This is a genomic window from Planktotalea sp. (genome assembly GCF_018607995.1).
Classification (GTDB): domain Bacteria; phylum Pseudomonadota; class Alphaproteobacteria; order Rhodobacterales; family Rhodobacteraceae; genus Planktotalea.
Genome location: NZ_JABBAL010000015.1, coordinates 150,049 through 174,011 on the forward strand (window position 1 = coordinate 150,049; position 23,963 = coordinate 174,011).

The following is a 23,963-nucleotide window of genomic DNA, read 5'->3' on the forward strand; positions in this document are numbered from 1 at the left end:
GCCAAATCTCCAGTAGCGACAGAGCATGAGCTATGACCTACTCCTCGCACTAACGTTGTTCGCCTTCGTGTCCTCGATCACGCCGGGACCGAACAATCTGATGCTGATGGCGTCGGGTGCGAACTTTGGGTTTCGCCGGACATTGCCGCATATGCTCGGTGTCGTCATCGGCTTTACGCTGATGATCGTTTTGGTCGGCGTTGGCTTGGTGCAGGTCTTTGATATTTACCCGATCTCGCATCAAATCCTCAAAGTGGTGAGCGTGATCTATCTTTTGTGGCTCGCTTGGAAAATCGCGAACGCCGCTCCGCTAGAGGGCGATGTGCAAAGTGAAGGCAAGCCCATCACGTTTATCCAAGCGGCCCTGTTCCAATGGGTGAACCCCAAAGCTTGGACCATGGCGCTCACTGCGATCTCTGCCTACACACCGGATCAAACGCTTTACTATGTGAGTCTCGTTGCGCTTGTCTTTGGCATCGTGAACTTGCCCAGCGTCTCGGTTTGGACCGTTTTGGGCGAACAAATGGCGCGCTTCCTCACCAGCGCGGCCCGCCTACGAGCGTTCAATTGGGCGATGGCGGGCCTGTTGATTCTGTCGCTTTATCCAGTTGTCTTGGGCTGAAGCGGCACATAAATCTGCATCAATAAATCCGCAGGGGCCGTGTCTATGGGCGAGTTCAGATAGACCTCATAACTCGGTTGGTCCGCAAGCATCCGGCCTGATTGCGGCAACCATTGCACGTAAAGCCATTCATAGGCCTGTTGCAGCCCTGTATAGGCACCCTTCATTATCAGAACTGCACTTTCACTGCCCCCGATCAACACCTCTTCCAGAGGGCCAGGTATCGCCACGTCATCGGCCAATCCAACGGCATCATGACTGCGCAATTCGGCCTCAGGCACGGTCGATGGATCATCATAATAAATCCCCACCATCCCGCGCGCATTGTTCCATAGATCGCGGGTCGTGAACACAACTGCAACCTTCTCATAGCTTTTGCTTATAGGCACCCACATGAGCCATCGCTGCCAAGCGCCGCTTTTGCGCGTCCTCTACCTTTACTCCATACATATCCTCATCTCCTTCTTTGCGGTTTAGCGTTAAGACATGCTGCGCTTGGGCGGCATGGATCTCCAAAGGCTTGGCATCAAACACTTCGCGAAAGGCGCGGGTGAAACTTTGTGTGTAATTATACCCGACCTCGCGCGCAATTTTTGCCTAGGGCTACTCCGTATGCACCAACCAGAACGCAGCGCGGTGCATACGCAAACGAAGTACAATCTGCGCGCTACTCTCGACCGTCAAAGCAGAGAAAACCCTGCGCCAATGAAACCGCGACATCGTAGCGACATCTGCGAGGCAATCCAGCGACAGATCAGCACTCGGGTTGGCATAGATGTAATCTATTACCCGAGAGATGCGCGTGTCGTAACTGTTCTGGTTCATGTCTGACGTCCTCGTGAGTGCTGCCCTAGCAATACTCAAAGCGGATGGACTGATCTTGCTTTATTGCATCTGGCCCACAGGCGCGCCATATAAGCTGGAAGTATTCAGCAAGTGAGCGTACCCCATGAACTATCTCGATTTCGAAAAACCATTGGCAGAAATTGAAGGCAAAGCAGAAGAGCTACGCGCCATGGCACGCGCCAATGAGGAAACCGATGTAGAAGACGAGGCAGCTGCGCTTGATCAAAAAGGCGCGGATATGCTGGTGGAGCTTTACGCAAGCCTGACCCCTTGGCGCAAATGCCAAGTCGCGCGTCACCCCCAGCGCCCCCATTGCGCTGATTATCTGTCCGAAGTTTTCACCGACTACACGCCCCTCGCAGGCGATCGTGGCTTTGCGGATGATCACGCTGTTATGGGTGGCCTCGCGCGCTTCAAAGACCGCCCCGTCGTGGTGATCGGCCAAGATAAAGGAAACGATACAGCCACGCGGATCGAGCGTAACTTTGGCATGGCCCGTCCCGAAGGCTACCGCAAAGCGATCCGCTTAATGGAAATGGCGAGCAAGTTTAACTTACCCGTTGTGACATTGGTCGACACCCCCGGCGCATACCCGGGCAAAGGCGCAGAACAGCGCGGCCAGTCAGAGGCTATCGCGCGCTCCACCGAGATGTGCTTGCAGATCGGCGTACCTTTGGTGAGCGTGATTATTGGCGAGGGTGGTTCCGGCGGCGCGGTGGCCTTTGCGACGGCTAATAAATTGGCGATGCTGGAGCATTCAGTCTACTCCGTGATCTCTCCCGAAGGTTGCGCGTCGATCCTGTGGAAAGACAGCGAAAAAATGCGCGAAGCCGCAGAAGCCCTGCGTTTGACCGCACAAGATTTGCAGAAATTGGGCGTGGTAGATCGCATAGTGGACGAGCCTTTGGGTGGCGCCCACCGCGATCGCGATGCAACGATGGATGCTGTGAGCAACGCAATTGAAAAGATGCTGGGCGAGATGAACGGTATGAGCTCAGCCGAGCTGATCCAAGCCCGCAGGGTCAAGTTCCTTGGGATGGGTTCCAAAGGGCTGGCCGCTTAGGGCGCTATTTTAAAGTTTTGATTAAAGCGTCCAATTGTGTTTGCATTTCTCTACTTGTTTGAATTGGCTTTCCATCTAATTTTTCGCCAAGGGCTGTCATTGCTTCGGTAAACAAACACTGTTCCAAATATTCGGTTTCAGTTTGTTTGGATGACTCGATAAGCAGGACGACATATTCGGCACTGTTTTCGAACCATAGCCGTTCGACGCGACAACCAGTTTCTGGAAAACCTTGTTGTTCATGATCTCAGGTACCGTCGGATTCATGTAGAATTCATCCGGTGTCATGAATCATCCGTCGGAAACGGTGTCAGGTCCGACAAACACGGAAATTGCTTTGGCGAATTTACGACCATAAACAATGGGAAGGTCCTGTGAGAATATCTCGGTCCTTAAGTTTTGAACCACCTCAAGGAATTTGGGGGTGCCGATTTGGCCAACTAACGGAATTTAAACTTGCATCAAAAGACTTGTTTCAGCAATGCGCTGAGCGAAAGAAAGCGATGTAAAGCAAAGCGACGTCGCAGCTATCAGCCCTAAACGCCCAAGCATATTAATTTCAACCCTTAAACTTCATAGGTTGGATGATACTTTCCCGCAGGCGAGAGCGTAAAAATTGCGCAGCCAGTCTCGGTCACGCCAATCGAATGCTCAAACTGTGCGGACAGTGATTTGTCGCGCGTCACAGCGGTCCAATCATCGGCCAAAACCTTCGTCTCAGGACGACCCAAGTTCACCATCGGCTCAATCGTGAAGAACATTCCCGGCTCTAACACAGCACCCGTTCCCGGACGACCATAGTGCACAACATTAGGCGGCGCGTGGAATACGCGGCCTAATCCATGGCCGCAGAAATCGCGCACAACGGACATGCGGTGGCCTTCCACAAACGTCTGGATCGCGTGGCCGATGTCGCCAAATGTATTACCCGGCTTCACCGCTTCAATCCCTTTGAACAATGCGTCATGCGTGACTTGGATCAAACGCTCAGTTTTGCGCGACAGCTTGCCCGCGACATACATGCGGGATGTGTCGCCAAACCAACCATCGACAATCACCGTGACGTCGATGTTGACGATATCACCGTCTTTCAATTTCTTCTCACCAGGAATGCCGTGACACACGACGTGGTTAATCGAAATGCAGCTCGCGTGTTTGTAACCCTTGTAGCCAATCGTGGCAGAGGTCGCACCGGCCGCATTCACCCGATCCTCAATGAATTTATCAAGCACACCCGTCGTTTGCCCAACCGCCACCAATTCGGCCACGTCGTCCAAAATCTCTGCGGCCAACTTACCAGCCGCCGCCATACCCGCGAAATCCGAGTCTTCATAGATGCGAATACCGTCTTTGGTCATGCGACCTTTGGCCTTTGAGAACATTGAGAACGCTCCTTTGTGTTGCAACTTAGCGCGTATGTAAGTTGGAAAGCCGCTGGCTTCTAGGGGTAGATCACGTTCGAGGTGAAAGTACTTAAGTGTGACGCGTCAATCGCCAGATTTGATACAAGGCGACGGCAAAGGACAAAAGGCCGAGCTATTACCAAGTGACGCCAGATTGCTCTATGTAAACTACACTGGAGACATCATCAAAGCATTTGCCGAGTTCGTTAAAACACCCGCGCCATTTGAAATAGAATTCATAGCAAGCGGTGAAACTGAGCATCGATATGGCTGCCGATAAAAATAGAAGAAGTATTATAGAAAGAGCTTTCATTGCGAAAGCGAGCCAGCCGTATTGCGAAACCCCAACGGCTCTCCAACCCAAACACCCATCGGCGTGATCTTCGTTCCCAAACACATCACTTCAACCCCGACGTCCCGCGCATCCGCGAAGGCCTGCGTGTAAGCCGGATCAATATCGCCGGCCAAAGTCATCTCGCTACAATCCGTCCGCTGTACCAGATACAGCATCACCGCGCGGTGACCCTCCGCCACCATCGTGGACAGCTCTGCCAAATGCTTTAAGCCGCGTTTGGTGACGCTGTCGGGGAACTCCGCCAGCCCTGGCTCACGGCAGAGCGTCACGCTCTTCACCTCAACATAGGTATCTGGCCCACCGCCCTTCAGCAGGAAATCGATGCGGCTGTTTTTGCCGTATTTCACCTCTGGTCGCACCACATCGTAATCACCTAGCCCAGCAATCTCACGCGCCTCTAACGCGGCTCTCAAAGTGCGGTTAGGTACAGAGGTATCAACCCCCGTAAAGTGCCCATTCTCATGATCCACCAAGCGCCAGCCATATTTGAGCTTTTTCTTCGGATCATCATTGAGCTCTAGCCAAATTTTCACACCTTCCTCAGCCAGCCCCATCATCGAACCAGGGTTGGCGCAATGGGTAGTAATTTCGCGTCCATCTTCCAGTTGCGCATCCGCCAAAAAGCGTTTGTAGCGACGAATAAGGCGGGCGGGGATGAGATCGGTTTGAAAGCGCATGACGCATTGCCTATACCGTTGCTAAACGCCCATCAAGGAGAGCCGCAAATGCCCAACCCTACAGCCGCCATGTTGGTGATCGGTGATGAAATCCTCTCGGGTCGCACTTTGGATTCCAATACCAATCATCTCGCCAAAGAACTCACAGCACATGGCATTGATCTGTGCGAGGTGCGCGTGGTCAGCGATGATGCTCGCGCGATAGTGGCCGCAGTGCGTGCTTTGTCTGATCGCTTCGAGCATGTGTTCACCAGCGGTGGCATTGGCCCGACCCATGATGATATCACTGCCGATTGCATTGCCGAAGCTTTCGGTCAGCCCATCGATATACGCGACGATGCGCGCGCGCTTCTGGCGGCGCATTACGAGCGTCAGGGTTCGGAGCTGAACGAGGCGCGCCTGCGTATGGCGCGCATTCCTGAAGGGGCAACGCTAATCGACAATCCCGTGTCCGTTGCACCCGGTTTCATCCTTGGTAATGTGCATGTGATGGCAGGGGTTCCGTCCGTGTTTAAAGCAATGGTTGCGACTGTGATGCCAACGCTTACAGGTGGCGCGCCGTTGCTTAGTGAGACCCTTCGCGTGGATCGTGGCGAGGGCGATATTGCTGGGCCTTTGGGGCAGCTTGCGCAGGATTTCCCTGATCTTTCTATCGGGTCTTATCCATTTCAAAAGGATGGCAAATACGGCTCTAACATTGTGATTCGTGGGCAAGATAAGGCTCAGATTAGCCAAGCCATCGCACGCCTTGCGATAGAGATGGACATATGATGCTAGCGGTCCCAGCGCTCTATGAAGTTTGCGCGCAGACTTGGCCAGCCGCCAGCGAAACGCGCCTTGGCCCGTGGACCATTCGCGATGGACAAGGGGGTGGGCAACGTGTGTCTGCGGCAACCCAAGATGGCGATGGTCCTTTGGATTTGAGCGCCGCAGAGAGTGCAATGCATGCGCTTGACCAAGCAAGCTTGTTTATGGTGCGAGATGGTGAAGAAGACCTCGACAGACTGCTCGACACCAATGGCTACACCATCAAAGACCCCGTCAATATCTACACCTGTCCGATCACTGACCTGACAGATGTCGCCATTCCGCGCGTTACTGCGTTTACCATTTGGGAGCCCTTGCAGATCATGCATGACATTTGGGCTCAGGGCGGCATTGATGCCCAACGCTACGCCGTCATGCAACGTGCCACATGTCCCAAAACCGCGCTCCTTGGGCGTTGGAATGACCAACCCGCAGGCACTGGCTACGTCGGTATCCATGACAACATCGCCATGGTTCACGCGCTTGAAATCCTGCCGCATCAGCGCGGGCAAGGTGTTGGCAAATGGATGATGCGCCGCGCCGCGACTTGGGCGCACGAGCAGGACGCGACCGATATGTCGGTGATCTGCACACAAGAAAATGAAGCCGCGAACGGGCTTTACACCTCGCTCGGAATGACGCTGGTTGGTACATATCACTACCGCATCAAAGGATGATGACATGAGCAAATCCACTGCCCTCGATCTACCGATGGTCGACCCACTACCCACACAGACGCAGAAGTATTTCGACATTTGCCAAGAAAAACTTGGGATGATCCCCAACGTTTTGCAAGCCCATGCGTTTGATATCGACAAGCTCAACGCCTTCACGGGACTTTACAATGATCTGATGCTCGCGGACAGCAATCTCAGTAAGCTCGAGCGTGAAATGATCGCTGTCGTGACCTCCTCCATCAACAAATGTTTCTATTGCTTGACGGCGCATGGCGCGGCTGTGCGTCAGCTTTCGGGTGATCCGAAACTGGGTGAGATGCTGGTAATGAACTGGCGTGTTGCGGATCTGGATGACCGCCAACGTGCGATGCTTTTGTTCGCGGAACATGTGACTAAAGAAAGCCACTCGATCGAAGAATCCGATCGCCAAGCGTTGCGCAATGTGGGCTTCACGGACCGCGATATCTGGGACATCGCCAATGTGTGCGCGTTCTATAATATGTCCAATCGCGTAGCCTCTGCGACGGATATGCGCCCCAACGATGAATACCACGCGCAGCATAGATGAGCATGTTCCGCCCCTTCCTTTTCGTGATCTTGGGCTTATTACCCAGCTTGGCAAGCGCTGTTGAATTGACCCTGCCCGGTTCCGCGCGTCAAACGGCGGGGCAGAATTTGGGCGTCGATAGCTATGCTCTGCCGATTGCAAAGTTCGATGGCACAGACATCCCGTCGCGTATTTTCGAGGGTTTCGTGACGCGTCAAGCATGGCGCATTGAAGGGGGTGGGGTGACGCCGTTGCAGCTTTTACTGCCGCTCAGGGACGAGTTGAAAGAGAACGGCTACACGTTGATCTTTGAATGCGCAGCCCGCGCGTGTGGTGGTTTTGATTTCCGCTTTGGCACTGATGTGATCGACGCGCCGGACATGTATGTGGCGCTTGATGACTACCGTTTCGTGTCCGCAATCAAGGGCGCGGCGAATGCGCCTAAGGCGGCGTTATCCTTGCTTATTTCTCGTAGCGCGGCCTCTGCTTATATCCAGATTATCCAAATCTCCGTGGACGATGCCGCCGATATCAGCGTGTCCAAAGGAAGCGAGATCATCGCAAGCACCACAGGCAGCGGACAAGCCGTCACGACGAAGGGTGCCGCAGCGACATTGGACGTGTCAGGGCATGTGATCCTGAGCGATCTCACGTTTCAAACAGGCTCCTCCAACTTAGGGGAAGGGTCTTTCAAATCACTCCGAAACCTTGCGGATTTTCTCAGATCGAACAGCACGCGCAAAGTCGCTTTGGTTGGGCATACAGATGCAGAAGGCAGCCTTGAGGGCAATATCGCGCTCTCCAAACGCCGCGCTTCGTCCGTGCGGACGCGATTGATCGAGGCGTATGGCGTACCTGCAGATCAGCTCTCTGCCGAGGGGGTTGGATTCCTGTCGCCTGTCGCAAGCAATCTTAGCGCAGTGGGACGCACCGCCAATCGACGGGTCGAAGCTGTGCTGATTTCGAGCCAGTGACGTAAGAACAACGAAAGCGAATTGAATATGCCTGATCCTTCTGCACACCCTGGCGAACCGCATTACGTCACCCGCAGCAATTGGTTGCGTGCGGCGGTGCTTGGGGCGAACGATGGCATCGTGTCGGTGTCCTCCCTAATTGTCGGCGTTGCAGCAGCAGATGCCAGCCAGAGCGCGGTGATCATCGCGGGTGTGGCAGGCCTTTCCGCGGGGGCGATGTCGATGGCGGCGGGGGAATTTGTCTCCGTTTCCTCGCAATCCGACATTGAGCAAGCAGATATCGAACGCGAAGCCCGTGGTTTGAAGGATTTCCCCAAAGACGAGCTCGCAGAACTCGCAGAGATCTATGTGGAGCGTGGCCTGAACTTAGAGACTGCGCAGATCGTTGCCAAGGAGCTCACCGAGCATGATGCCTTAGGCGCGCATGTGCGCGATGAGTTGGGCATCACGGAAGATCAATCCGCAAACCCTATGCAAGCGGCCTTCACATCTGGCGTCACGTTCAGCATCGCGGCCGCGATCCCGCTTGTGGCTGCATGGTTGGCTCCCGCGACGTCGATCATTCCTGTTGTGCTGTTTGTGACCGTGCTTGCCCTTGCCGCGCTTGGTGCATTGGGGGCCAAAGCAGGCGCCGCGCCATTGTTGCGTCCGACACTCAGGGTTGTTGGCTGGGGTGTCTTCGCGATGGTTGTGACCGCAGGCATTGGCTGGCTGTTCGGGGTCAGCGTTTAATCGTGCGGGCTGTCAGACTTTGCTTAACGGTGAATTCCTGAATTCTAACCCGAGCTTGTGACCGGTACTTTTCTATGGTCCCGCCTTGTTTGATAAAACAGTAACCAATCTGGTTCAAGGTGCACTTGCAAGACTGCAACAGGATTTCCTTTAGGCGATGTGTGATCATTTGAGATGCCTTCAATGGCAGGCCTGCCACACCGATATTTTGATACACCTAAGTGTAGGTCGATCGCCCACCTGAAGCGCAGCTTTGGTCGGGGTATTGGCGTTTTTTTATGCAGCCAACACCTCTGCATGGGTGATAAGAACTTTGGCTTCGAATTTGCGCAAACCGGGACGTGCCGTTTTCATCTCGCTGAGATTGCGAGCTGCGACAATGCGCTTGAGACTTGAGCGCAGCGGTGCCTCAAAGCTTGCGGTGGTTTGATGGCCAGGCTGAGAGCTTTCGCTAAGCAGGCCATCACCTGTGACGATTTCATGACGATCAAACAATAGATGAAAATATGTGACGGTGTGCGGGCCTGTGCGCTGGCGAATTGTGCGTTCGTTGATCAGGTCACGTGCTTACACTAAGACCTCGTCAGACCCGAAAAATAGCGCAGCGTTAGGGTTGGTGATCAACACCCGATGCAACGGCGAAACAGAGGTGGCGCTGTGCGCCCCCAGAGCACTTTCATCAAAATCGATTGGGGCGTCTTTGCCTTGAACCTGCTGGTGAGATCGTCCAACCTAAAGGAGCGGTCGCAGATGGTGGTCCAGTGTTCTGATCAGATCACCCGGTACAAGGCTGTCGACACTCCTTGCCCTGTGTTCGGTGTTGATCAACGTGCCAGAAGTAAAGCAAGCAACTGCCGATAGGGTCACAAAACCTACGTCGGTGTTTCCGTCAGCGTCTTCCACTGTGCAGGAAAAAACACTTTCGTCCACCGCAGTGCCAACTGTTAGGGTGACGAAACTCGAAGGCGTCAACTCAATCGGTTCACCCGAGGTGAGTGTGACCACATCTCCGACCGACACGGGTTGACCATTGATCTGGATGATCATCAGATCCATGCTGGTTGTGCTTTAATCGTTTGACAAAAGATTAAAGTCACCACTTTGTCCGAGCTTCAAAGATGCGGTGTCATTGCCTGCGATTAACACTGTTTGAAATGATCCACCAGCAATGAGCAGGTTGCTGTCCAAATCACCGTCTCCGCAATCGGCAATCGCCAGCTTTATCGTATTTGTCGCGCCAGGCGTGGCAGGCGTGACAGGCGCTTTCAAGGTCAACGTAACAGTAAACCTGTCCATTTCAGTGTTATATGTGTCGACGGTTGCGGGGTTGTCTACATAGAGTTTCTCGTTGTCTTCGTCGTTGATGTTATCAATCGAGATATCGCCACTGCCGACGCTGATCTGGTCTTGAACGTCATTCACCCAAACGCCAACAGCATCGTGGAAGCCGCCGTCGACGTATTCGAGATATTCATCAGAAGAGAATGCGATCTGCATGGTCTATGTGCTGCCTTCGGGTACAAAGTCTACTTCGAACACAGCTGCGTCGTAAGTTGTTGCACCCGATATCGTGTATAGGCCACTATCACCGCTGGTTCCATGATTTGTGCCTGTTCCTTCAGTCGCGCTTACGTCGCCACTGCTGTTCGTGACGGCGGTCGCATTTCCCGTGGACAGAATAATACCCGTGTCAGTGGGTGTGATATCGAGCGCGTTTGCATCACCTCCGGTATAGGTTCCAGAGGTAGCCGCGACACCCGTTTAAGTTGCGGAGATGATTGTAATGCCATTGCCAAACATGGAGAGAGCTATTTCATTGGCGGTTGCAGTCGTATCAATGGGTAGAGCGGGCATATGTGGCACCTCGTTAGAAACGGCGGGATGTCACAGGCGCTACCAAAAGTCTTTTAAAACTAAGCAACGTATTTAGTTTAATTTTTAGTGGTGTCTTAGCGCGCCAGCATTTTCAGACCTTGCGTCACGTCAGAGCGTACAGCAAGTCGCAAACCTGGCTCATCGCCCGCCTTTAAAGACGCAACAATCAAACGGTGGAAATGCGGTAGTTCTTTGCGACGTAAACGCCCGTAGAGCGCGCGCATTGTGGGGCCAAGTTGTAGCCAGACTTGTTCGGCCATCGCGAGCATCGCAGGCGCCTGCGCGCGCAAATATAATGTGCGGTGAAATTCCAAATTTGTGCGAATGTAGCCCACCGCATCTTGGCGCGCGATTTGCTCTGCGATGGAGGTGTTGATCATCTGCAAACGCTCGATCAAAGCCATATGCGCGCGAGGTAGCGCACGGCTGGCGAGCTCCACTTCGATCAACGCGCGCAGGGCGGCGAGCTCCTCTATGCGCTCACTGCTAAGTTCAGGGGTTGAGACGCGACCGGAACTTGTCATCGACAACGCCCCTTCCGCCACCAGCCGTCGCGCTGCTTCGCGCGCAGGGGTCATGGAGACTTCGAACTCCTCACCAATGCTGCGCAGGGTCATCGCTTGGCCTGGGGCAATGTCGCCATACATGATGCGCGAGCGCAGAGTGCGGTAAACGCGATCATGTGCGGCTGCGGGAACTTCCGAGGGGCGTGGATTTATCAGCATGTGTGTTTTGTGATCACAAAGCGAATTTATGTCAAGGGATCAGAAACTGACAATATTGCGATCAACGCGTACTTAACCCCCATGCGACCTTTGACCAGGCTAACTCATGTATGAAATATGCAATGAAACCGATGAGCGTGTCGGCAATCGCGATGCCGCCACTGGCAGCAAAAGAGCTTGTGAAAACGAAGCCGATCAACATCATCGTAAAGAAGCCAGAGACTTGCCAGTTGACAGCCTTTGTTAGAAGTCTGATTTGGGGTGCGTTGTAAAAATTCTTAAGCTTCTGAAAAACATAAAATATCAACAAATTAAGGGAGGATTGAAAAAGTTTACATGGTGCGTGGAGCGACACCCTGTGCTACCCGGGCTTTAGCTGGTACCCCAAAAACGCTAGGTTTTTTGGGACTTTGGCCAAATGACTGCGGGTAGAATTGTCCCGACGCAATCGCCAAACCCGATGTTAAAACCGTCGCCACGCGCGGCGCCACGCAGGGTCATGGTGTCGCCATCTTCAAGGAAACCGCGCGTTTCGCCTGTGTCCAGCGTGAACGGTTCGCGGCCTGCCCAGCTTAGTTCCACGAGCGAGCCGTATTCAGAGCGATCCGCGCCAGAGATTGTGCCAGAACCCAGCAAATCCCCCACTGTCATCGCACAACCGCTGCTCGCATGATGGGCCAATTGCTCGGCGGCTGAGTAATACATGCAATTGTAGTTGGTCTTCGCAATAGAACTTGCCTTAGCTGCGCCTTGGGGCTGCATCAGCACCTCTAGTTCGATATCATAAAGGCCATCTTTGGTGCCGTTGAGATAAGGTAAAAGCGTGAAGTCACGCGCGGGTGTTGGTGCGCGGAACGCCTCGAGTGCGGCAGCGGTCACAATCCAAGGGCTAATGGTCGTGCTAAAGGCTTTGCCCTGAAACGGACCAAGCGGCTGGTATTCCCAGCCTTGGATGTCACGCGCAGACCAATCGTTTAAAAGCACATAGCCGAAGATCATTTCATCGGCCTGATCCACGGTGATGGGTTGGCCAAGATCGCTGCTTTTGCCAACAATCGCTCCCATTTCAAGTTCGATATCAAGGCGTTTAGAGGGGCCAAAACTCGGCATCTCCGCATCGGGTGCTTTGGTCTGACCATTGGGGCGGTGGATGTCCGTGCCTGACACTACAATGGAGGACGCACGCCCGTTGTAACCTATTGGGATATTGAGCCAGTTTGCAGGCAAGCTGGCCGCGCCGCGCAAGATTGCACCCATGTTTTGTGCGTGCTGACGGCTTGCGAAAAAGTCGGTGTATTCGGCTACAAGGAAAGGCATATGCAGATCGACATTTGCGCGTGGCACAAGCATGTCTTTTGCAATCACCTCGTCCTTGGATCCGGTTGCCAGGATCTCGGTAAGACGCGCGCGCAGGGCAGCCCATGTGTCGTGGCCCGCTTCCATGACTTCATTCCAGAAGGGTACATCTAACACTGGATCTGCGCTCAGATCGATCAGGCCCGCCTCTTCGGCTGCATGGCAATCAAGGATCATATCACCAATCGCGACACCGCACCTTGGCTCTAGACCGTCTATCGAGAACACGCCATAAGGCAGGTTGTTCAACGGGAAATCGGTCTCGGCCGAGTTGGCTGAAGCCACCCAAGAAAATTCTAGTGTCATAGGTCATCCTTTGGTCGCCCTGTGTGACATCACACGAGGGTCACAGTGGTGTTGCTTTACTTCTTGCCGGGTATGCCGTCGAATTTCTTTTCGATATCATCCCAGCAATCGATGTAGTCATCTTGAAGCGGCGCTTCGTTCGCGGCGAAGGGCGTCAGGTGTTGCGGGAAGCGGGTCTCGAACATGAAGGACATGGTGTTGTCCAGCTTATGCGGTTTGAGATCCGCATTGGACGCGCCTTCAAAGGCATTTTTGTCTGGTCCATGCGGAATCATCATGTTGTGCAGGCTCATCCCGCCAGGGATGAAGCCTTTGGGCTTCGCGTCATATCGACCGTATATGTTGCCCATCAATTCGGACATGATGTTCTTGTGATACCAAGGAGGGCGAAACGTATCCTCTGCCACCATCCAGCGTTCGCGAAACAGCACGAAATCAATATTTGCGGTGCCTTCCTGACCAGAGGGCGCGCTCAAGACCGTGTAAATCGACGGATCAGGATGATCAAAGAGGATTGCACCAACGGGGCAATAGGTCGTGAGATTGTATTTGTAGGGCGCATAGTTGCCGTGCCACGCGACCACGTCCAAAGGCGAATGACCGATCTTGGTTTCATGAAACTGGCCGCACCATTTGATGATCACGATTGAAGGCGCATCGCGGTCCTCGAACGCGGCGACCGGCGCTTTGAAATCGCGACGGTTTGCCAAGCAATTCGCGCCAATCGGACCACGACTCGGTAGGTCGAATTTCTGACCGTAGTTTTCGCAAATAAACCCACGCGCAGGCCCGTCGAGTACTTCCACACGATAAAGGAGGCCACGTGGAATGATCGCAATCTCTTGTGGGGCAACGTCAAGCACGCCAAGTTCCGTACAAAAACGCAGATGGCCTTCTTGCGGTACGATCAACAACTCTGAATCAGCGGAAAAGAAGTAGGCGTCTTTCATGCTCTCGGTGACCAGATAAACGTGGCTCGCCATGCCGATCTGTGTGTTCACATCGCCCGCAGTCGTCATGGTGCGCATACCTGTGAGCCAAGTCAAACTCTGCTCTGAATGTGGCACAGGATCCCAGCGATACTGCCCAAGGCTGACAACGCCAGGATCAATATATGGCGCGGATTTCCAGTAGGGCAGGTCGATCTTGGTGTAGCGATGGGAGTGTTTGACAGAAGGGCGAATACGGTAGCACCATGTGCGCTCGTTCTGATGGCTTGGGGCGGTGAAAGCGGTGCCGCTTAGCTGCTCGCCGTAAAGACCGTAATTGCATTTTTGTGGGCTGTTCATTCCTTGGGGCAATGCGCCGGGCAGGGCTTCGGTTTCAAAATCATTGCCAAAGCCCGGCATGTATCCGGGGGTCGTGCCCGTTGGTGTCTGCGCCAAAGTCAGTATAGAGGATTTGATTTTCGTACTCATGGCCGAAACCTCGCGTTGCGTCACTCGAATTTACAAAACCGCGATAGCATATTGTAGTTGAGCCGCCTAGTTAGGCTTAGAAGTCGACGGTCACATCCGGCAAGTTCAGCGATTTTATCAGGTCGCGCAATTCCTGACGCGCTGCGATGTTGGAGATGTTCATCTTTTTGACGCCCACATCCTTGAGATCCAGCAGAGTCAAACCACGCGGAAACAGCTCGCGAAAGATCACACGTTCATTGAAGCCCGGTGCAACACGAAAGCCGATGCGTTTGGCAAGTTGCCCAATCGCGGCTTCCATCTTTTGTTTGTTCACCATGTTCTGCGGGCCCATCCGATTGCGCAGCACGATCCAGTCAATCGGTCGCAGCTTCGCTTGTGAACGCAATTGGCGCGCACTCCAAACCATTTCGGAATAGACCGAAGGGCCTTTGATCTTAAGGCCGTCCGTGTCCGTATGGGCCAGCAGGTCGAAATCAACAAAACTGTCATTCAAAGGCGTGATCAGCGTATCGGCAAGCGAATGCGCGACTTGGCTGAGGCGCGTGTGAGAACCCGGGCAATCGATCACAATGAAGTCGCTGTTGGGTTCAAGTGTGGCAACTGCCGCCGATAAGCGGTGGTCATTTATGTTCTCGCCTTCGCGCAGGTTATTTTGACCAATCTCTGGCAGCTCGTGGTAGTCGGGGCTAGGCAGGTCGATCCCTTGATCGCTCAGGAACGATCTGCGGTTCGCCACATAGCGCCCAAAGGTTTTCTGGCGCAAATCCAGATCCAACACGCCAACCTTATGGCCCATGCGCACAAGTGCGGTCGCCACATGCATCGAAACAGTGGACTTGCCAGCCCCGCCTTTTTCGTTTCCGACTACGATAATATGCGCCATGCGATGGGTTCCTTGAGCTCTTATGAATAACGGAATTAGAGCAAGTCCCGATCAAGGGGAAGAGGCCGCGCGCGCCATTTTGGAAACCGCAGTTTTGCAGTCACTTAGCCTGTGAGCGGCAAACGGGTGATTTGCACAAAGTGACCATCAGCGCGTTCGCCGACCAGCGTCAGGTGCGATAGCACAAAGGGCGCGGGCAAAAGCGGTGTGAAAACGCGGGATGCCTCGGCGCGTATCACTTGGTTGAGCGGCTCTTTGAGAGGCCCTGTTAGTGTCACATGAAACTGATAGTCGTCCATCACGTAAGGATATCCCCAGCGATGCAGATTTGCGATTTGCGCGTCGCTGAGACGGGATTTCATTCGGCGTGCAATGGCGTCTTTGGTGAGTGGAGCGCGAAAAGTATCCATGTCGCGCACGATGGTGCTTGCGAGTGATTTGAGGGCTGTGTCATCGCCGTTGATGGTCAGGGCAAGAAAACGACCAATAGATTGGAGCTGTAGCGCGCCTAGTGTGACGGGGCTTAACGTTGAGCAACGTGTGGTGAAAGCCTGTTTCAGGTCGGCTTCGCTCTTGCCATTCGCCAAATTAAACGGCGCTTTTGCAGTGGCGTGAAACCCGTATTTGCGAGGGCGTTTTGTATAGTCCCCAGCGGTATGTTCGCACGCTTGCGCTATGTCCCAACCGAGCCATTTTGCACCCATTTCTCCAAGTGCTCCGTCAAACGTGTAATAGATCCCATAACGCTCAAACATCGCGTGCCTTTCGCGTAGCAAGGTACACGCCAAGGGATGCGACTGCCAAGCCGAGCCATGCAATGGGTGGCATCACTTCGCCCAGCAGGAACCATGCGATCAGGGTGGCAAGGGGCGGCACCATGAAGAAGAGCGCCGACACGCGGCTAACATCGCCCGCGCGGATCATTGCGAGCAGTAGGCCGACAGCGATGAGCGAGTTGCCGATCACAAGGTAGGCGAGCGCTGCGATGAAGGCACCGCTCCACTCCACCTCGAAGCTGTTTTGCAGCGCAAGTGCGGGGAGGATGCCGATGAAGCCCGCGCTGTAGCCGATGAGGTTTGATGTGACGGGATGATGGTTTAGGCCAAAGCGTTTCTCCCAAAGCGATCCGCTGGTGATGCCAAGAAGTGCAATGGCGGCGCAGCTTAACCCGAAGAGCGTCGGTGGCTCGATATCTGTGCGCGATCCGACCACTAAAAGGGTGCCGCACAGACCCAGTGCAAGTCCGATCCAACTACGTCGCCCGATGACCTCGAGGCTCCAGATTGGGGCTATAAGGGCGACGAGAATTGGTTGAAAAGACATGAGCAAAGCGCCCGTGCCTGCGCCCACGCCCGATTCAAACGCAAAGTAATTCATCCCGAAGTAAACCGCTTGGATTAGAAACCCGACAAGCGCCAGATGCGCCCACTCAACGCGGGTTTTTGGCAAAGGGGGGCGGATAAGCGCAAAGAGTACGGCCATGATCGCGATCACGCAGCCAAAGCGCAAGGCAAGCAACGTCATGGGGTCCGTGTAGAGCAGGCCGATTTTGGCGACCGAATAACCCATGGACCAAAGCGCGAGAAAGATGAATGGTGCGAGGACGAGCCAGAGGGGGCGTGCTTGCATGCTGGTGGCTCTCGATTGGCTAGTTACAGATCTTAGCGTAAGTCCTGCGCCTAATGATTTTCGATGTCCAGAGATCGACGCTAATTTTGGCCAAGACTACTTTCGGCATTATGAAAACACCCTTGTTCTAAGATCCAGATGCGTTAAGAAAACTGCTCTGCCTGCTGGCGCGCCAAAATCCCCATTGTGGCCGCGACCAAGCGAGACACCGTTAGTCCGCCCAATCCATCGATATCTACTTCTGGCATGATTTCTACAAAGTCGACCGCTGCAATGTGTCCGCGTTCCGCTGCGCCATTGATCAGCTCCAAGGCTTGATAATAGCTCAAACCACCCGGCGAGCGGCCTATCGTATTAGGAGCAATGGACGGGTCAAGCGCGTCGATATCGATGCACAAGATGACGTTCGCCCCCACGTCTATCTGCTCAATAACCTGCCTCATCCCACGGGCATGAATATCGGGGCCTGTGAAGAAAATGCTCCCCCATGCAACCGCGTCTTCATAGTCAGACGAATGCCCAGAACCGATCCCGCGGGCACCAACCTGAATGATCTTTTCGATGTGATCCATTTCTGATGCGCGCCGCATGGTCGAGGACAATCCCATATTTTCGCCCATATGCGTGTCGCGCCAATCAATGTGCGCATCTATCTGTAAAACAGTATATTTTTTCCCTGTGCCGCCCATCGCTTGCAGCATCGGAATGGGAATTGAATCATCCCCACCCACGACCATCGGGATGACACCACAAGCCAGAACAGAGGCCACAGTTTCTTGGATCGTTTGGCGATTATTTGGAAAATCAGTGCCGCTCCATGGCAGGTCACCGCAATCGACGGCGCGTTTGGTGCCTTCTGGAAAAGTTGGCCCCCCTAGATCAAAATTGTGTCGGTTTATGTTGGCAGTCAGCGACGCAATTGCTTGGCGAAGCGATTCAGGCCCATTTTGTGCATAGGCACCAACAGAGCCGTAAGGCGTCGCGCAAGGGGCTCCTATGAAAGCCGAAGATGCGTCAATATTCGTTAGGTCTTTGCAAGCGGGCAATCCTAGAAAGGTCTCCGCATTGGTTGCTCCGAATAGCGCAGCGAGGTCCGGTTTTTGTGCCATCGAGGTTCTCTTTTTGTTAAAGCTCAAGTCTGCAGGCATAGAGGACACTGTCAACAATAATGCGATTGGTTGCAACAAGAGGTGGGCATTATAGCGTCGCGCAATGGGCCCTGAATCAGACGTCTCGCGTCCTTTTGAGCGCCAAAACGCAAAACGCCGCCCCAAAAAGGAGCGGCGCTTCGTAAAATCCGAAAGAGTGCTAAGCTTAGAAGCCCAGACCTTCGTACTTCTTCTTAAACTTGGAAACACGTCCGCCAGCATCCATCAAGCGTGTGCCGCCACCTGTCCACGCAGGGTGCGCGGATGGGTCGATGTCGAGCGCGAGCTGGTCGCCCTCTTTGCCATATGTGGATTTCATCTGGTGAATCGTACCATCGGTCATCTTCACGTTGATGATGTGGTAATCTGGGTGAATATCGTTTTTCATCAGTGCGCTCCTTAGCCTTTGAGTGGCTTGTAGTTTGTATCTTCTGCGATACGTGCGGATTTACCGCGGCGTGAGCGCAGATAGTACAGCTTGGCGCGGCGAACACGGCCACGGCGCACAACTGTGATGCTGTCGACGTTGGTGGAGTGCAATGGGAACACACGTTCCACGCCTTCACCGAATGAGATTTTGCGAACTGTGAAAGAACCCGCGATGCCCTTGCCGTTTTTGCGGCCAATGCACACACCTTCGTAGTTCTGAACACGAGAGCGCGTGCCCTCGGTTACTTTGTAGCCAACGCGAATGGTGTCGCCAGCTTTGAAATCGGGAATGTCTTTCCCGAGTGCGGAGACCTGTTCGGCCTCCAATTGTGCGATAAGATTCATGTCCTATCTCCTATGTATGCTCGCGGTTGTTCCGCAAAGGTTTATGCGTCCTCAGAGCTCTTGGTCTTCATTCGGGTCCCTGTTGTGCGCTGCACACCAAGCCCGCCAGAGGTCAGGTCGACGTTCTTTTGTTAGCCTTTCGGCCATAGCCTGCCGCCAGTCAGAAATTTTCGCATGATGGCCGGACTGAAGTATTTCCGGTATCGCACGATCCTTCCAGATCGCAGGTTTCGTATACTGAGGATGCTCCAATAACCCATGCGAGAACGATTCGTCCTGCGTGGAATCATAGTTCCCAAGCACGCGCGGTATAAGCCGCACAGTTGCATCAATCAAGGCCTGCGCTGCAATCTCGCCGCCTGTGAGAATAAAGTCACCAAGGGAGACTTCTTCGATGTCGTATTCTTCGATCACACGCTCATCAACACCCTCGAAACGTCCGCAAAGCAACGTGATTCCATCACACGCCGCAAAGCGCTGCGCCATCTTCTGATCTAGGCGCTTGCCACGCGGGGAAAGATAGACGCGCGGCCAATTTCCACGCTCAGATTCTGCCGCCTTATCAAGCGCTTTGCCCAGCACGTCCGCCCGCAAAACCATCCCCGCGCCGCCGCCTGCAGGCGTGTCATCCACGTTGTGATGTTTGGTTTCCCCGAAAGGGCGCAGATCAATCGTTTCCATCTGCCACAGCCTTTCTTGCAAGGCTTTGCCTGTGAGGGATGCACCAAGAACGCCGGGGAAAGCATCAGGAAACAAGGTGATAATCTGCGCGCGCCACACGCCTGCTAGTTCCGGTGTTGGCGTCATCAACTCGCGTGGCTTAAAGGTTGGACGGATCGCTTTGCGACCATGAGAGCGGGGAGTATCAGTCATATCAAAGTACCTTTAACCCCAGTTGCCCAAGCAGATCAGCGGCTTGGCGTTTGGAGATGATCGCGCCTTTGAAACAACGCGCGTCGCTCATTTGAAGGCCGCCAAGGTCGGAATTGCGCAGGTCCGCACCCTGGAAATTGGCCTCACTTACATTGCTTTCGCGCAGGGAGCATTCATCGAAAAGTGCGTCGCTAAAATCGCCGCCTGTGAGGTCGGCTTGATCGAAATTCACCGCATTGAGGGTCGCATCGCGGAGGGTGATTTTTTGCATTTGGGACAGGCCAAGATTACATTCTTTGAACGCCAGCTCACTTGTCGTGGTGTCAGTGAAATCCACGCCGAGCATTTTGCAACCTTCAAACGCCACATCCGTGAATTGGCTGTGCTTGAAGCTGGTGTTGCTTAGGTCATTGTCCTTAAAGAAAACTTGCGAAAAACGCGCGAAACGAAAGCTGTTTTCCACGCTACGGCATCCCGAGACCACCACATCTTCGAGGATGCAGTGATCGAGATTGGTGTGGAGTAAATCACATTTCTCAAAGCGCCATCCTGCAAGATCGGCTTCGGCGAAATCGACGCCAGTCAACGAACAGCTTTGCAAGTGAACAGGCACACCGTGGCGCAACAAATCGGCAATATTACCACTGGTCAATGCCTGCTCTGAAAGGGTGCGCGGATCGCTCATTTATTCAAACAGACCTAACGGAGGGTCTGTGACAATGCGACCTGCTTTGAGGTCAACTGTGGGTACAGCGTCCAAAGTAAACGGTAGCAAAACGGCTGTTTTCAGGTTGGGGCCATGTACTTCCAGCAGGTCACCTGCGCCGTGGTTCTGGACATTCTTCACACGGCCAAGCGCGACGCCGCCTGTGTCAACGACCTCAAGCCCTTCGAGGTCGGTGTGGTAATATTCGTCATCGGGCAGATCGGGCAGTTGAGCGCGTTGCGCAAACAGTTTTTGGCCGCTGAGTGCGTCAGCATCTTCCTTACTGCTCACGTTAGAAAAGCGCGCGGAATAGCCGTTTTTCACGGGGCCAAGTAGGGTCAAATTCAAAGTGCGTCCATTGTCTAGACGCAAAGGGTTATAGTCAGCAATATCAGAGGGCTGTGCACAAAAACTTTTGATGCGCACATCACCTTTGACGCCAAACGCGCCACCAATGGAACCGACACAAATCAGATCATCACTCATTTTGAAACTCCTCGACATATGCCGCTTTTCATGGTGCCGCCCGCGTCCACACATTTATCGAGCGCTGCGTTTCGTTCAGAAAAAACACCAAGCACGAATGCAATGCCGAACATGATTGGAAGGCGGATCAAGCGGAACATATCAAATCATCCAACAATAGAAAAAGAAAAGACGGCGCCACTACAGCGCCGCCCTTTATTCTTGAGAAGGCAGAGCGGTTTACTCTTCTTCTTCTGCTGCTGCTTCTTCCGCAGATGCTTCCGCTGGGGCTGCTGCTTCTGCCGCTTTGTTTGCTTTTTCTTCCGCGCGCTCAACAGCTTTCTTGCCAGGCGTACCCTTCTTCGGGTTGCTGCGCTCAACCTTGTCTTTCAGGCCAGCCGCTTCGAGCATACGAGACACACGGTCCGTTGTCTGTGCGCCTTCGCCCAACCAGTACTGAACGCGCTCAACGTTCATTTTCACGCGCTCTTCGCTGTCTTTTGGAAGAAGTGGGTTATATGTGCCCAACTTTTCGATGTAGCGACCATCGCGTGGCATGCGGCTATCCGCTGCAACGATACGGTAAAATGGACGCTTCTTGGAACCGCCGCGAGCAAGACGAATTTTCATAGCCATGATGTAGTACTCCTAAGTTTTCTTTTTCGGATCAGTGAGATCACGGATCCTATGATTGGTGTTGTTTGTGGTGGTGGATCACTTCCTCAATGATGAAATTAAGGAATTTCTTGGCAAATTCAGGATCAAGATCGGCCCTGTTTGCAAGGTCTTCAAGTCGCGCAATCTGCGTGGCCTCGCGGGTGGGATCGCTCGCAGGTAGTTCATGCTCTGCCTTTAGCTTGCCCACAGCTTGTGTGTGTTTGAACCGCTCGCCCAGCGTGTAGACGAGGATCGCATCAAGGCGATCGATGCTGGAGCGATGCTCTTTGAGCACCTCTGCGGCTTTGGTGACTGCGTCTGTCATGTGGTGTCTCCTGTCGTGGGGTGGCGGTAGATGTCTGCGACTTCACCCCGCAAACTGCCTTGGCGCTCAAAGTACGCGCCCATGCGTGTCGAAAGGGCGAAAGAGCGATGATTCGTAGGATCGATATAGCTGAGAATACCGTTCAAATCTAAATGCGTCGCACCGTGTGTGCGTGCGGCCATGGCGGCTTCAAAGGCGTAGCCTTTGCCTTCATAGCCATCGTGCACGTTCCAACCAAGTTCAGGTTCGTCCCAGCCTTCGCGGATTATGAACCCACAAGCACCGATCATGCGATCATCTGCTTTATGATGAATGTGCCACATCCCAAATCCGCGCAAAGCCCAATGGCCGATGCCATTCGAGATCACACGCCAGCAATTCGCACGATCCAGCGGGCCACCAATGAGATGCGAGCGTTCTGATTGATTGAAGACTTCCAGCGCATCAAGATCGCTTTCCAGCGGCGCGCGCAGGATCAAGCTTTCTGTTTCGATAGTGGGAATTTCGAAGTTGAATGAGGTCATTGCACAGCCTCATTGGTATGAATGTAGGCCAGTATCGTATCATCGTGCACTGTGCGCTTGGCACCAAGGCGTTCCGCCAAGGTAATAGAACGTGTATTGTCTTTGTGAATGTAGCTCGCCAGTTCCGTCAGCTTCAGCGTATCAAACGCAAACGTACGCGCCATTTGCGCGGCTTCATGTGCGATACTGAGGCCTTCATTAGATTCAGACACAAGGACGCCCAGCTCAATCTGTTGATCGCCTGGCTCTAGCCCAAGGATCACAAAACCCAACAGCTCTTCGCTATCCACATCGACAATCGACCAACCACCATGCCCATGCAGCATCCAGCCTGACGCGAGTTGAACGAAGCCCCACCACGCATCATCACGGCTGAGAGGGCCGCCCATGTACTGACCGCGCTCGCTGCACATAACTTCTGCATAAAGTGAAAAATCCTCAACAAGCGGTGCGCGCAACAAGAGCGCGTCAGACACAAGCGTCGGGATCTGCGCAGCCACGTTTGCGGCGAGTGCAGATGGGATGCCAGTGGGGGCTTGTGCATGGCGCAGTGTCATAAAAGCACCTCCGGTGCAGGATGGCGATAGAGGTGGTCGAGCCCCATTTGCACGTTCTCATATTCCCGTTCAAACGTTGCGCCGAGACGCTCAGCAAGCGCAATGGAGCGTGTGTTGGCGGGAACGATGTTTGACGTAAGCGTTGTAAAGTTAAGATCCGCATAGGCCCATGCGCGCACAGCGATTGCTGCCTCATAAGCAACGCCTTTGCCTTCAAATCCCTCATAGACCACCCAGCCGATTTCTGGTTCTGGCCAGCCCTCTGGGTTCCAAATGCCGCAAACGCCAGCGGGATTGCCTGTCTCTTTGTCTTCAATCGTGAGGTAGCCGTAGCCGTGAATGTGCCAGTGGCCAATGTTCAACGCGAACCAGCGCCAAGCCTCATCACGTTGTGGGATGTAGCCGAAACCCTCGGAGCGGGTTTTATCTGCGGAGAACACGATAAACGCTTCCACGTCGCGCATTTCAGGGCCACGCAAGATCAAGCGTTCTGTTTCAAAATGGGGGGCGTTGGTTAAACTCATGCGGCCCTCCGATGACGATACACAACCGTCTCATCATTCGTTTCGCCGTCCGGAAGAGCCCTGTCAGGATCGATGACGCAGCCAAGACGCTGCCCCAACGCAATAGAGCACGCGTTCTTTGGATCAATGTAGCTTACTAACGTTTCAATCTTGAGGGTTTCAAACGCCCATGCGCGCGCAGCTTCAGCCGCTTCAAACGCAATCCCTTGGCCCTCAAATTCAGGCATGATCAGATAGCCAAGCTCGACCTCAGGAAAATGGCTTGGCTTGTTGACACCAACTTGGCCCACAAACGCACCGTCATGGGTTTCGCTTCCCCGGCTGCTAAAGCCCTGCAAAGACCAACTGCCAACTTCGCCAGCCACCCAATACCACAGCTTTTGACGATCAATCCGCCCGCTTATATAGATTGAACGCTCAGACGCGAACAGCTCACCTAGAGGAGCGAAATCGCTCATCTGGTGGTGCCGTAGCGTGAACCGCTCGGTGCGTATGGTGGGCGCGCGATCCAA

30 protein-coding genes and 2 pseudogenes are annotated in these 23,963 nt (G+C 53.8%); 7 read left to right on the forward strand and 25 right to left on the reverse strand.

Features of this window, described 5'->3' with window-relative positions:
• The first annotated feature begins 25 nt into the window (after positions 1 to 25).
• Complete coding sequence (locus QZ280_RS04695) at positions 26 to 622, forward strand: LysE family translocator (protein ID WP_293441396.1); 597 nt, start codon at positions 26 to 28, stop codon at positions 620 to 622.
• Here QZ280_RS04695 and QZ280_RS04700 read toward each other — a convergent pair.
• On the reverse strand, positions 601 to 1,017 hold the full coding sequence (locus QZ280_RS04700; RefSeq protein WP_293441398.1) for a GyrI-like domain-containing protein: 417 nt from the start codon (positions 1,015 to 1,017) through the stop codon (positions 601 to 603). The two genes, QZ280_RS04695 and QZ280_RS04700, sit on opposite strands and share 22 nt — an antisense overlap.
• 208 nt (positions 1,018 to 1,225) lie before the next feature.
• Positions 1,226 to 1,447: a hypothetical protein gene (locus tag QZ280_RS04705; RefSeq protein ID WP_293441400.1), complete on the reverse strand. Its 222-nt coding sequence runs from the start codon at positions 1,445 to 1,447 to the stop codon at positions 1,226 to 1,228.
• Positions 1,448 to 1,571: 124 nt separating this feature from the next.
• On the opposite strand from QZ280_RS04705, the gene QZ280_RS04710 reads away from it, so the two are divergent.
• On the forward strand, positions 1,572 to 2,531 hold the full coding sequence (locus QZ280_RS04710; RefSeq protein ID WP_293441402.1) for an acetyl-CoA carboxylase carboxyltransferase subunit alpha: 960 nt from the start codon (positions 1,572 to 1,574) through the stop codon (positions 2,529 to 2,531).
• A gap of 566 nt (positions 2,532 to 3,097) precedes the next feature.
• Here the strand turns inward: QZ280_RS04710 and map are convergent.
• Positions 3,098 to 3,913 carry a type I methionyl aminopeptidase gene (gene map, locus QZ280_RS04715; RefSeq protein ID WP_293441404.1) on the reverse strand — a complete coding sequence of 272 codons (816 nt, stop codon included), beginning with the start codon at positions 3,911 to 3,913 and terminating at the stop codon, positions 3,098 to 3,100.
• A 330-nt stretch (positions 3,914 to 4,243) separates the two neighbouring features.
• On the reverse strand, positions 4,244 to 4,966 hold the full coding sequence (gene sfsA, locus QZ280_RS04720; RefSeq protein WP_293441406.1) for a DNA/RNA nuclease SfsA: 723 nt from the start codon (positions 4,964 to 4,966) through the stop codon (positions 4,244 to 4,246).
• Between the two features lie 48 nt (positions 4,967 to 5,014).
• On the opposite strand from sfsA, the gene QZ280_RS04725 reads away from it, so the two are divergent.
• The 5 genes from QZ280_RS04725 to QZ280_RS04745 are packed head-to-tail and all read left to right on the forward strand — an operon-like array spanning position 5,015 to position 8,703.
• Complete coding sequence (locus QZ280_RS04725) at positions 5,015 to 5,737, forward strand: molybdopterin-binding protein (protein ID WP_293441407.1); 723 nt, start codon at positions 5,015 to 5,017, stop codon at positions 5,735 to 5,737.
• Positions 5,734 to 6,450, forward strand: coding sequence for a GNAT family N-acetyltransferase (locus tag QZ280_RS04730; RefSeq protein ID WP_293441408.1), 717 nt, complete (start codon positions 5,734 to 5,736; stop codon positions 6,448 to 6,450). The genes QZ280_RS04725 and QZ280_RS04730 overlap by 4 nt, the downstream gene beginning before the upstream one ends.
• Before the next feature lie 4 nt (positions 6,451 to 6,454).
• Positions 6,455 to 7,018 carry a peroxidase-related enzyme gene (locus tag QZ280_RS04735; protein ID WP_293441409.1) on the forward strand — a complete coding sequence of 188 codons (564 nt, stop codon included), beginning with the start codon at positions 6,455 to 6,457 and terminating at the stop codon, positions 7,016 to 7,018.
• The gene (locus tag QZ280_RS04740; RefSeq protein ID WP_293441410.1) at positions 7,015 to 7,971 is read left to right on the forward strand and encodes an OmpA family protein; all 957 of its coding nucleotides are present in this window, start codon (positions 7,015 to 7,017) and stop codon (positions 7,969 to 7,971) included. Before QZ280_RS04735 ends, QZ280_RS04740 begins: the two co-directional genes overlap by 4 nt.
• A gap of 27 nt (positions 7,972 to 7,998) precedes the next feature.
• Positions 7,999 to 8,703, forward strand: coding sequence for a VIT family protein (locus tag QZ280_RS04745; protein ID WP_293441411.1), 705 nt, complete (start codon positions 7,999 to 8,001; stop codon positions 8,701 to 8,703).
• A gap of 276 nt (positions 8,704 to 8,979) precedes the next feature.
• Here QZ280_RS04745 and QZ280_RS16265 read toward each other — a convergent pair.
• The 21 genes and pseudogenes from QZ280_RS16265 to QZ280_RS04855 form a co-directional block, all read right to left on the reverse strand.
• A pseudogene (locus QZ280_RS16265) lies at positions 8,980 to 9,759 on the reverse strand (Hint domain-containing protein).
• Between the two features lie 12 nt (positions 9,760 to 9,771).
• Positions 9,772 to 10,449 (reverse strand): annotated as a pseudogene (locus tag QZ280_RS04760) (choice-of-anchor L domain-containing protein); the annotation flags it as partial.
• A gap of 203 nt (positions 10,450 to 10,652) precedes the next feature.
• Positions 10,653 to 11,303 carry a GntR family transcriptional regulator gene (locus QZ280_RS04765; protein ID WP_293441413.1) on the reverse strand — a complete coding sequence of 217 codons (651 nt, stop codon included), beginning with the start codon at positions 11,301 to 11,303 and terminating at the stop codon, positions 10,653 to 10,655.
• A 61-nt stretch (positions 11,304 to 11,364) separates the two neighbouring features.
• Entirely contained in the window at positions 11,365 to 11,508 is a 144-nt protein-coding gene (locus QZ280_RS04770) for a DUF2061 domain-containing protein (protein ID WP_365734222.1), read from the reverse strand.
• Positions 11,509 to 11,696: 188 nt separating this feature from the next.
• Complete coding sequence (gene fahA, locus QZ280_RS04775; protein ID WP_293441414.1) at positions 11,697 to 12,965, reverse strand: fumarylacetoacetase; 1,269 nt, start codon at positions 12,963 to 12,965, stop codon at positions 11,697 to 11,699.
• Between the two features lie 56 nt (positions 12,966 to 13,021).
• Positions 13,022 to 14,314, reverse strand: coding sequence for a homogentisate 1,2-dioxygenase (hmgA, locus tag QZ280_RS04780; RefSeq protein ID WP_293441689.1), 1,293 nt, complete (start codon positions 14,312 to 14,314; stop codon positions 13,022 to 13,024).
• 145 nt (positions 14,315 to 14,459) lie between these two features.
• Positions 14,460 to 15,269 (reverse strand): division plane positioning ATPase MipZ, encoded by an 810-nt coding sequence (locus QZ280_RS04785; protein WP_293441415.1) that lies wholly within the window; start codon positions 15,267 to 15,269, stop codon positions 14,460 to 14,462.
• Positions 15,270 to 15,373: 104 nt separating this feature from the next.
• Positions 15,374 to 16,024 (reverse strand): DUF1045 domain-containing protein, encoded by a 651-nt coding sequence (locus QZ280_RS04790; RefSeq protein ID WP_293441416.1) that lies wholly within the window; start codon positions 16,022 to 16,024, stop codon positions 15,374 to 15,376.
• Positions 16,017 to 16,898 carry a DMT family transporter gene (locus tag QZ280_RS04795; protein WP_293441417.1) on the reverse strand — a complete coding sequence of 294 codons (882 nt, stop codon included), beginning with the start codon at positions 16,896 to 16,898 and terminating at the stop codon, positions 16,017 to 16,019. Before QZ280_RS04795 ends, QZ280_RS04790 begins: the two co-directional genes overlap by 8 nt.
• A 143-nt stretch (positions 16,899 to 17,041) precedes the next feature.
• Positions 17,042 to 18,007: an arginase family protein gene (locus QZ280_RS04800; RefSeq protein ID WP_293441418.1), complete on the reverse strand. Its 966-nt coding sequence runs from the start codon at positions 18,005 to 18,007 to the stop codon at positions 17,042 to 17,044.
• Positions 18,008 to 18,212: 205 nt separating this feature from the next.
• The gene (gene rpmE / locus QZ280_RS04805) at positions 18,213 to 18,434 is read right to left on the reverse strand and encodes a 50S ribosomal protein L31 (protein WP_009830561.1); all 222 of its coding nucleotides are present in this window, start codon (positions 18,432 to 18,434) and stop codon (positions 18,213 to 18,215) included.
• 11 nt (positions 18,435 to 18,445) lie between these two features.
• A complete protein-coding gene (rplS, locus tag QZ280_RS04810) occupies positions 18,446 to 18,820 on the reverse strand; it encodes a 50S ribosomal protein L19 (protein ID WP_009828636.1) in 375 nt (124 codons plus the stop codon).
• Positions 18,821 to 18,871: 51 nt separating this feature from the next.
• Entirely contained in the window at positions 18,872 to 19,693 is an 822-nt protein-coding gene (gene trmD, locus QZ280_RS04815; RefSeq protein ID WP_293441419.1) for a tRNA (guanosine(37)-N1)-methyltransferase TrmD, read from the reverse strand.
• A gap of 1 nt (position 19,694) precedes the next feature.
• On the reverse strand, positions 19,695 to 20,378 hold the full coding sequence (locus QZ280_RS04820; protein ID WP_293441420.1) for a pentapeptide repeat-containing protein: 684 nt from the start codon (positions 20,376 to 20,378) through the stop codon (positions 19,695 to 19,697).
• On the reverse strand, positions 20,379 to 20,885 hold the full coding sequence (gene rimM, locus QZ280_RS04825) for a ribosome maturation factor RimM (protein ID WP_293441421.1): 507 nt from the start codon (positions 20,883 to 20,885) through the stop codon (positions 20,379 to 20,381).
• Positions 20,886 to 21,104: 219 nt separating this feature from the next.
• Positions 21,105 to 21,500, reverse strand: a complete 396-nt coding sequence (gene rpsP / locus QZ280_RS04830; protein WP_293441422.1) for a 30S ribosomal protein S16 — start codon at positions 21,498 to 21,500, stop codon at positions 21,105 to 21,107.
• Between the two features lie 49 nt (positions 21,501 to 21,549).
• The gene (locus QZ280_RS04835) at positions 21,550 to 21,846 is read right to left on the reverse strand and encodes a chorismate mutase (protein WP_293441423.1); all 297 of its coding nucleotides are present in this window, start codon (positions 21,844 to 21,846) and stop codon (positions 21,550 to 21,552) included.
• On the reverse strand, positions 21,843 to 22,370 hold the full coding sequence (locus QZ280_RS04840; protein WP_293441424.1) for a GNAT family N-acetyltransferase: 528 nt from the start codon (positions 22,368 to 22,370) through the stop codon (positions 21,843 to 21,845). Before QZ280_RS04840 ends, QZ280_RS04835 begins: the two co-directional genes overlap by 4 nt.
• Positions 22,367 to 22,927, reverse strand: a complete 561-nt coding sequence (locus QZ280_RS04845; protein WP_293441425.1) for a GNAT family N-acetyltransferase — start codon at positions 22,925 to 22,927, stop codon at positions 22,367 to 22,369. Before QZ280_RS04845 ends, QZ280_RS04840 begins: the two co-directional genes overlap by 4 nt.
• The gene (locus QZ280_RS04850) at positions 22,924 to 23,451 is read right to left on the reverse strand and encodes a GNAT family N-acetyltransferase (RefSeq protein ID WP_293441426.1); all 528 of its coding nucleotides are present in this window, start codon (positions 23,449 to 23,451) and stop codon (positions 22,924 to 22,926) included. The genes QZ280_RS04845 and QZ280_RS04850 overlap by 4 nt, the downstream gene beginning before the upstream one ends.
• On the reverse strand, positions 23,448 to 23,963 hold the full coding sequence (locus QZ280_RS04855) for a GNAT family N-acetyltransferase (protein WP_293441427.1): 516 nt from the start codon (positions 23,961 to 23,963) through the stop codon (positions 23,448 to 23,450). The genes QZ280_RS04850 and QZ280_RS04855 overlap by 4 nt, the downstream gene beginning before the upstream one ends.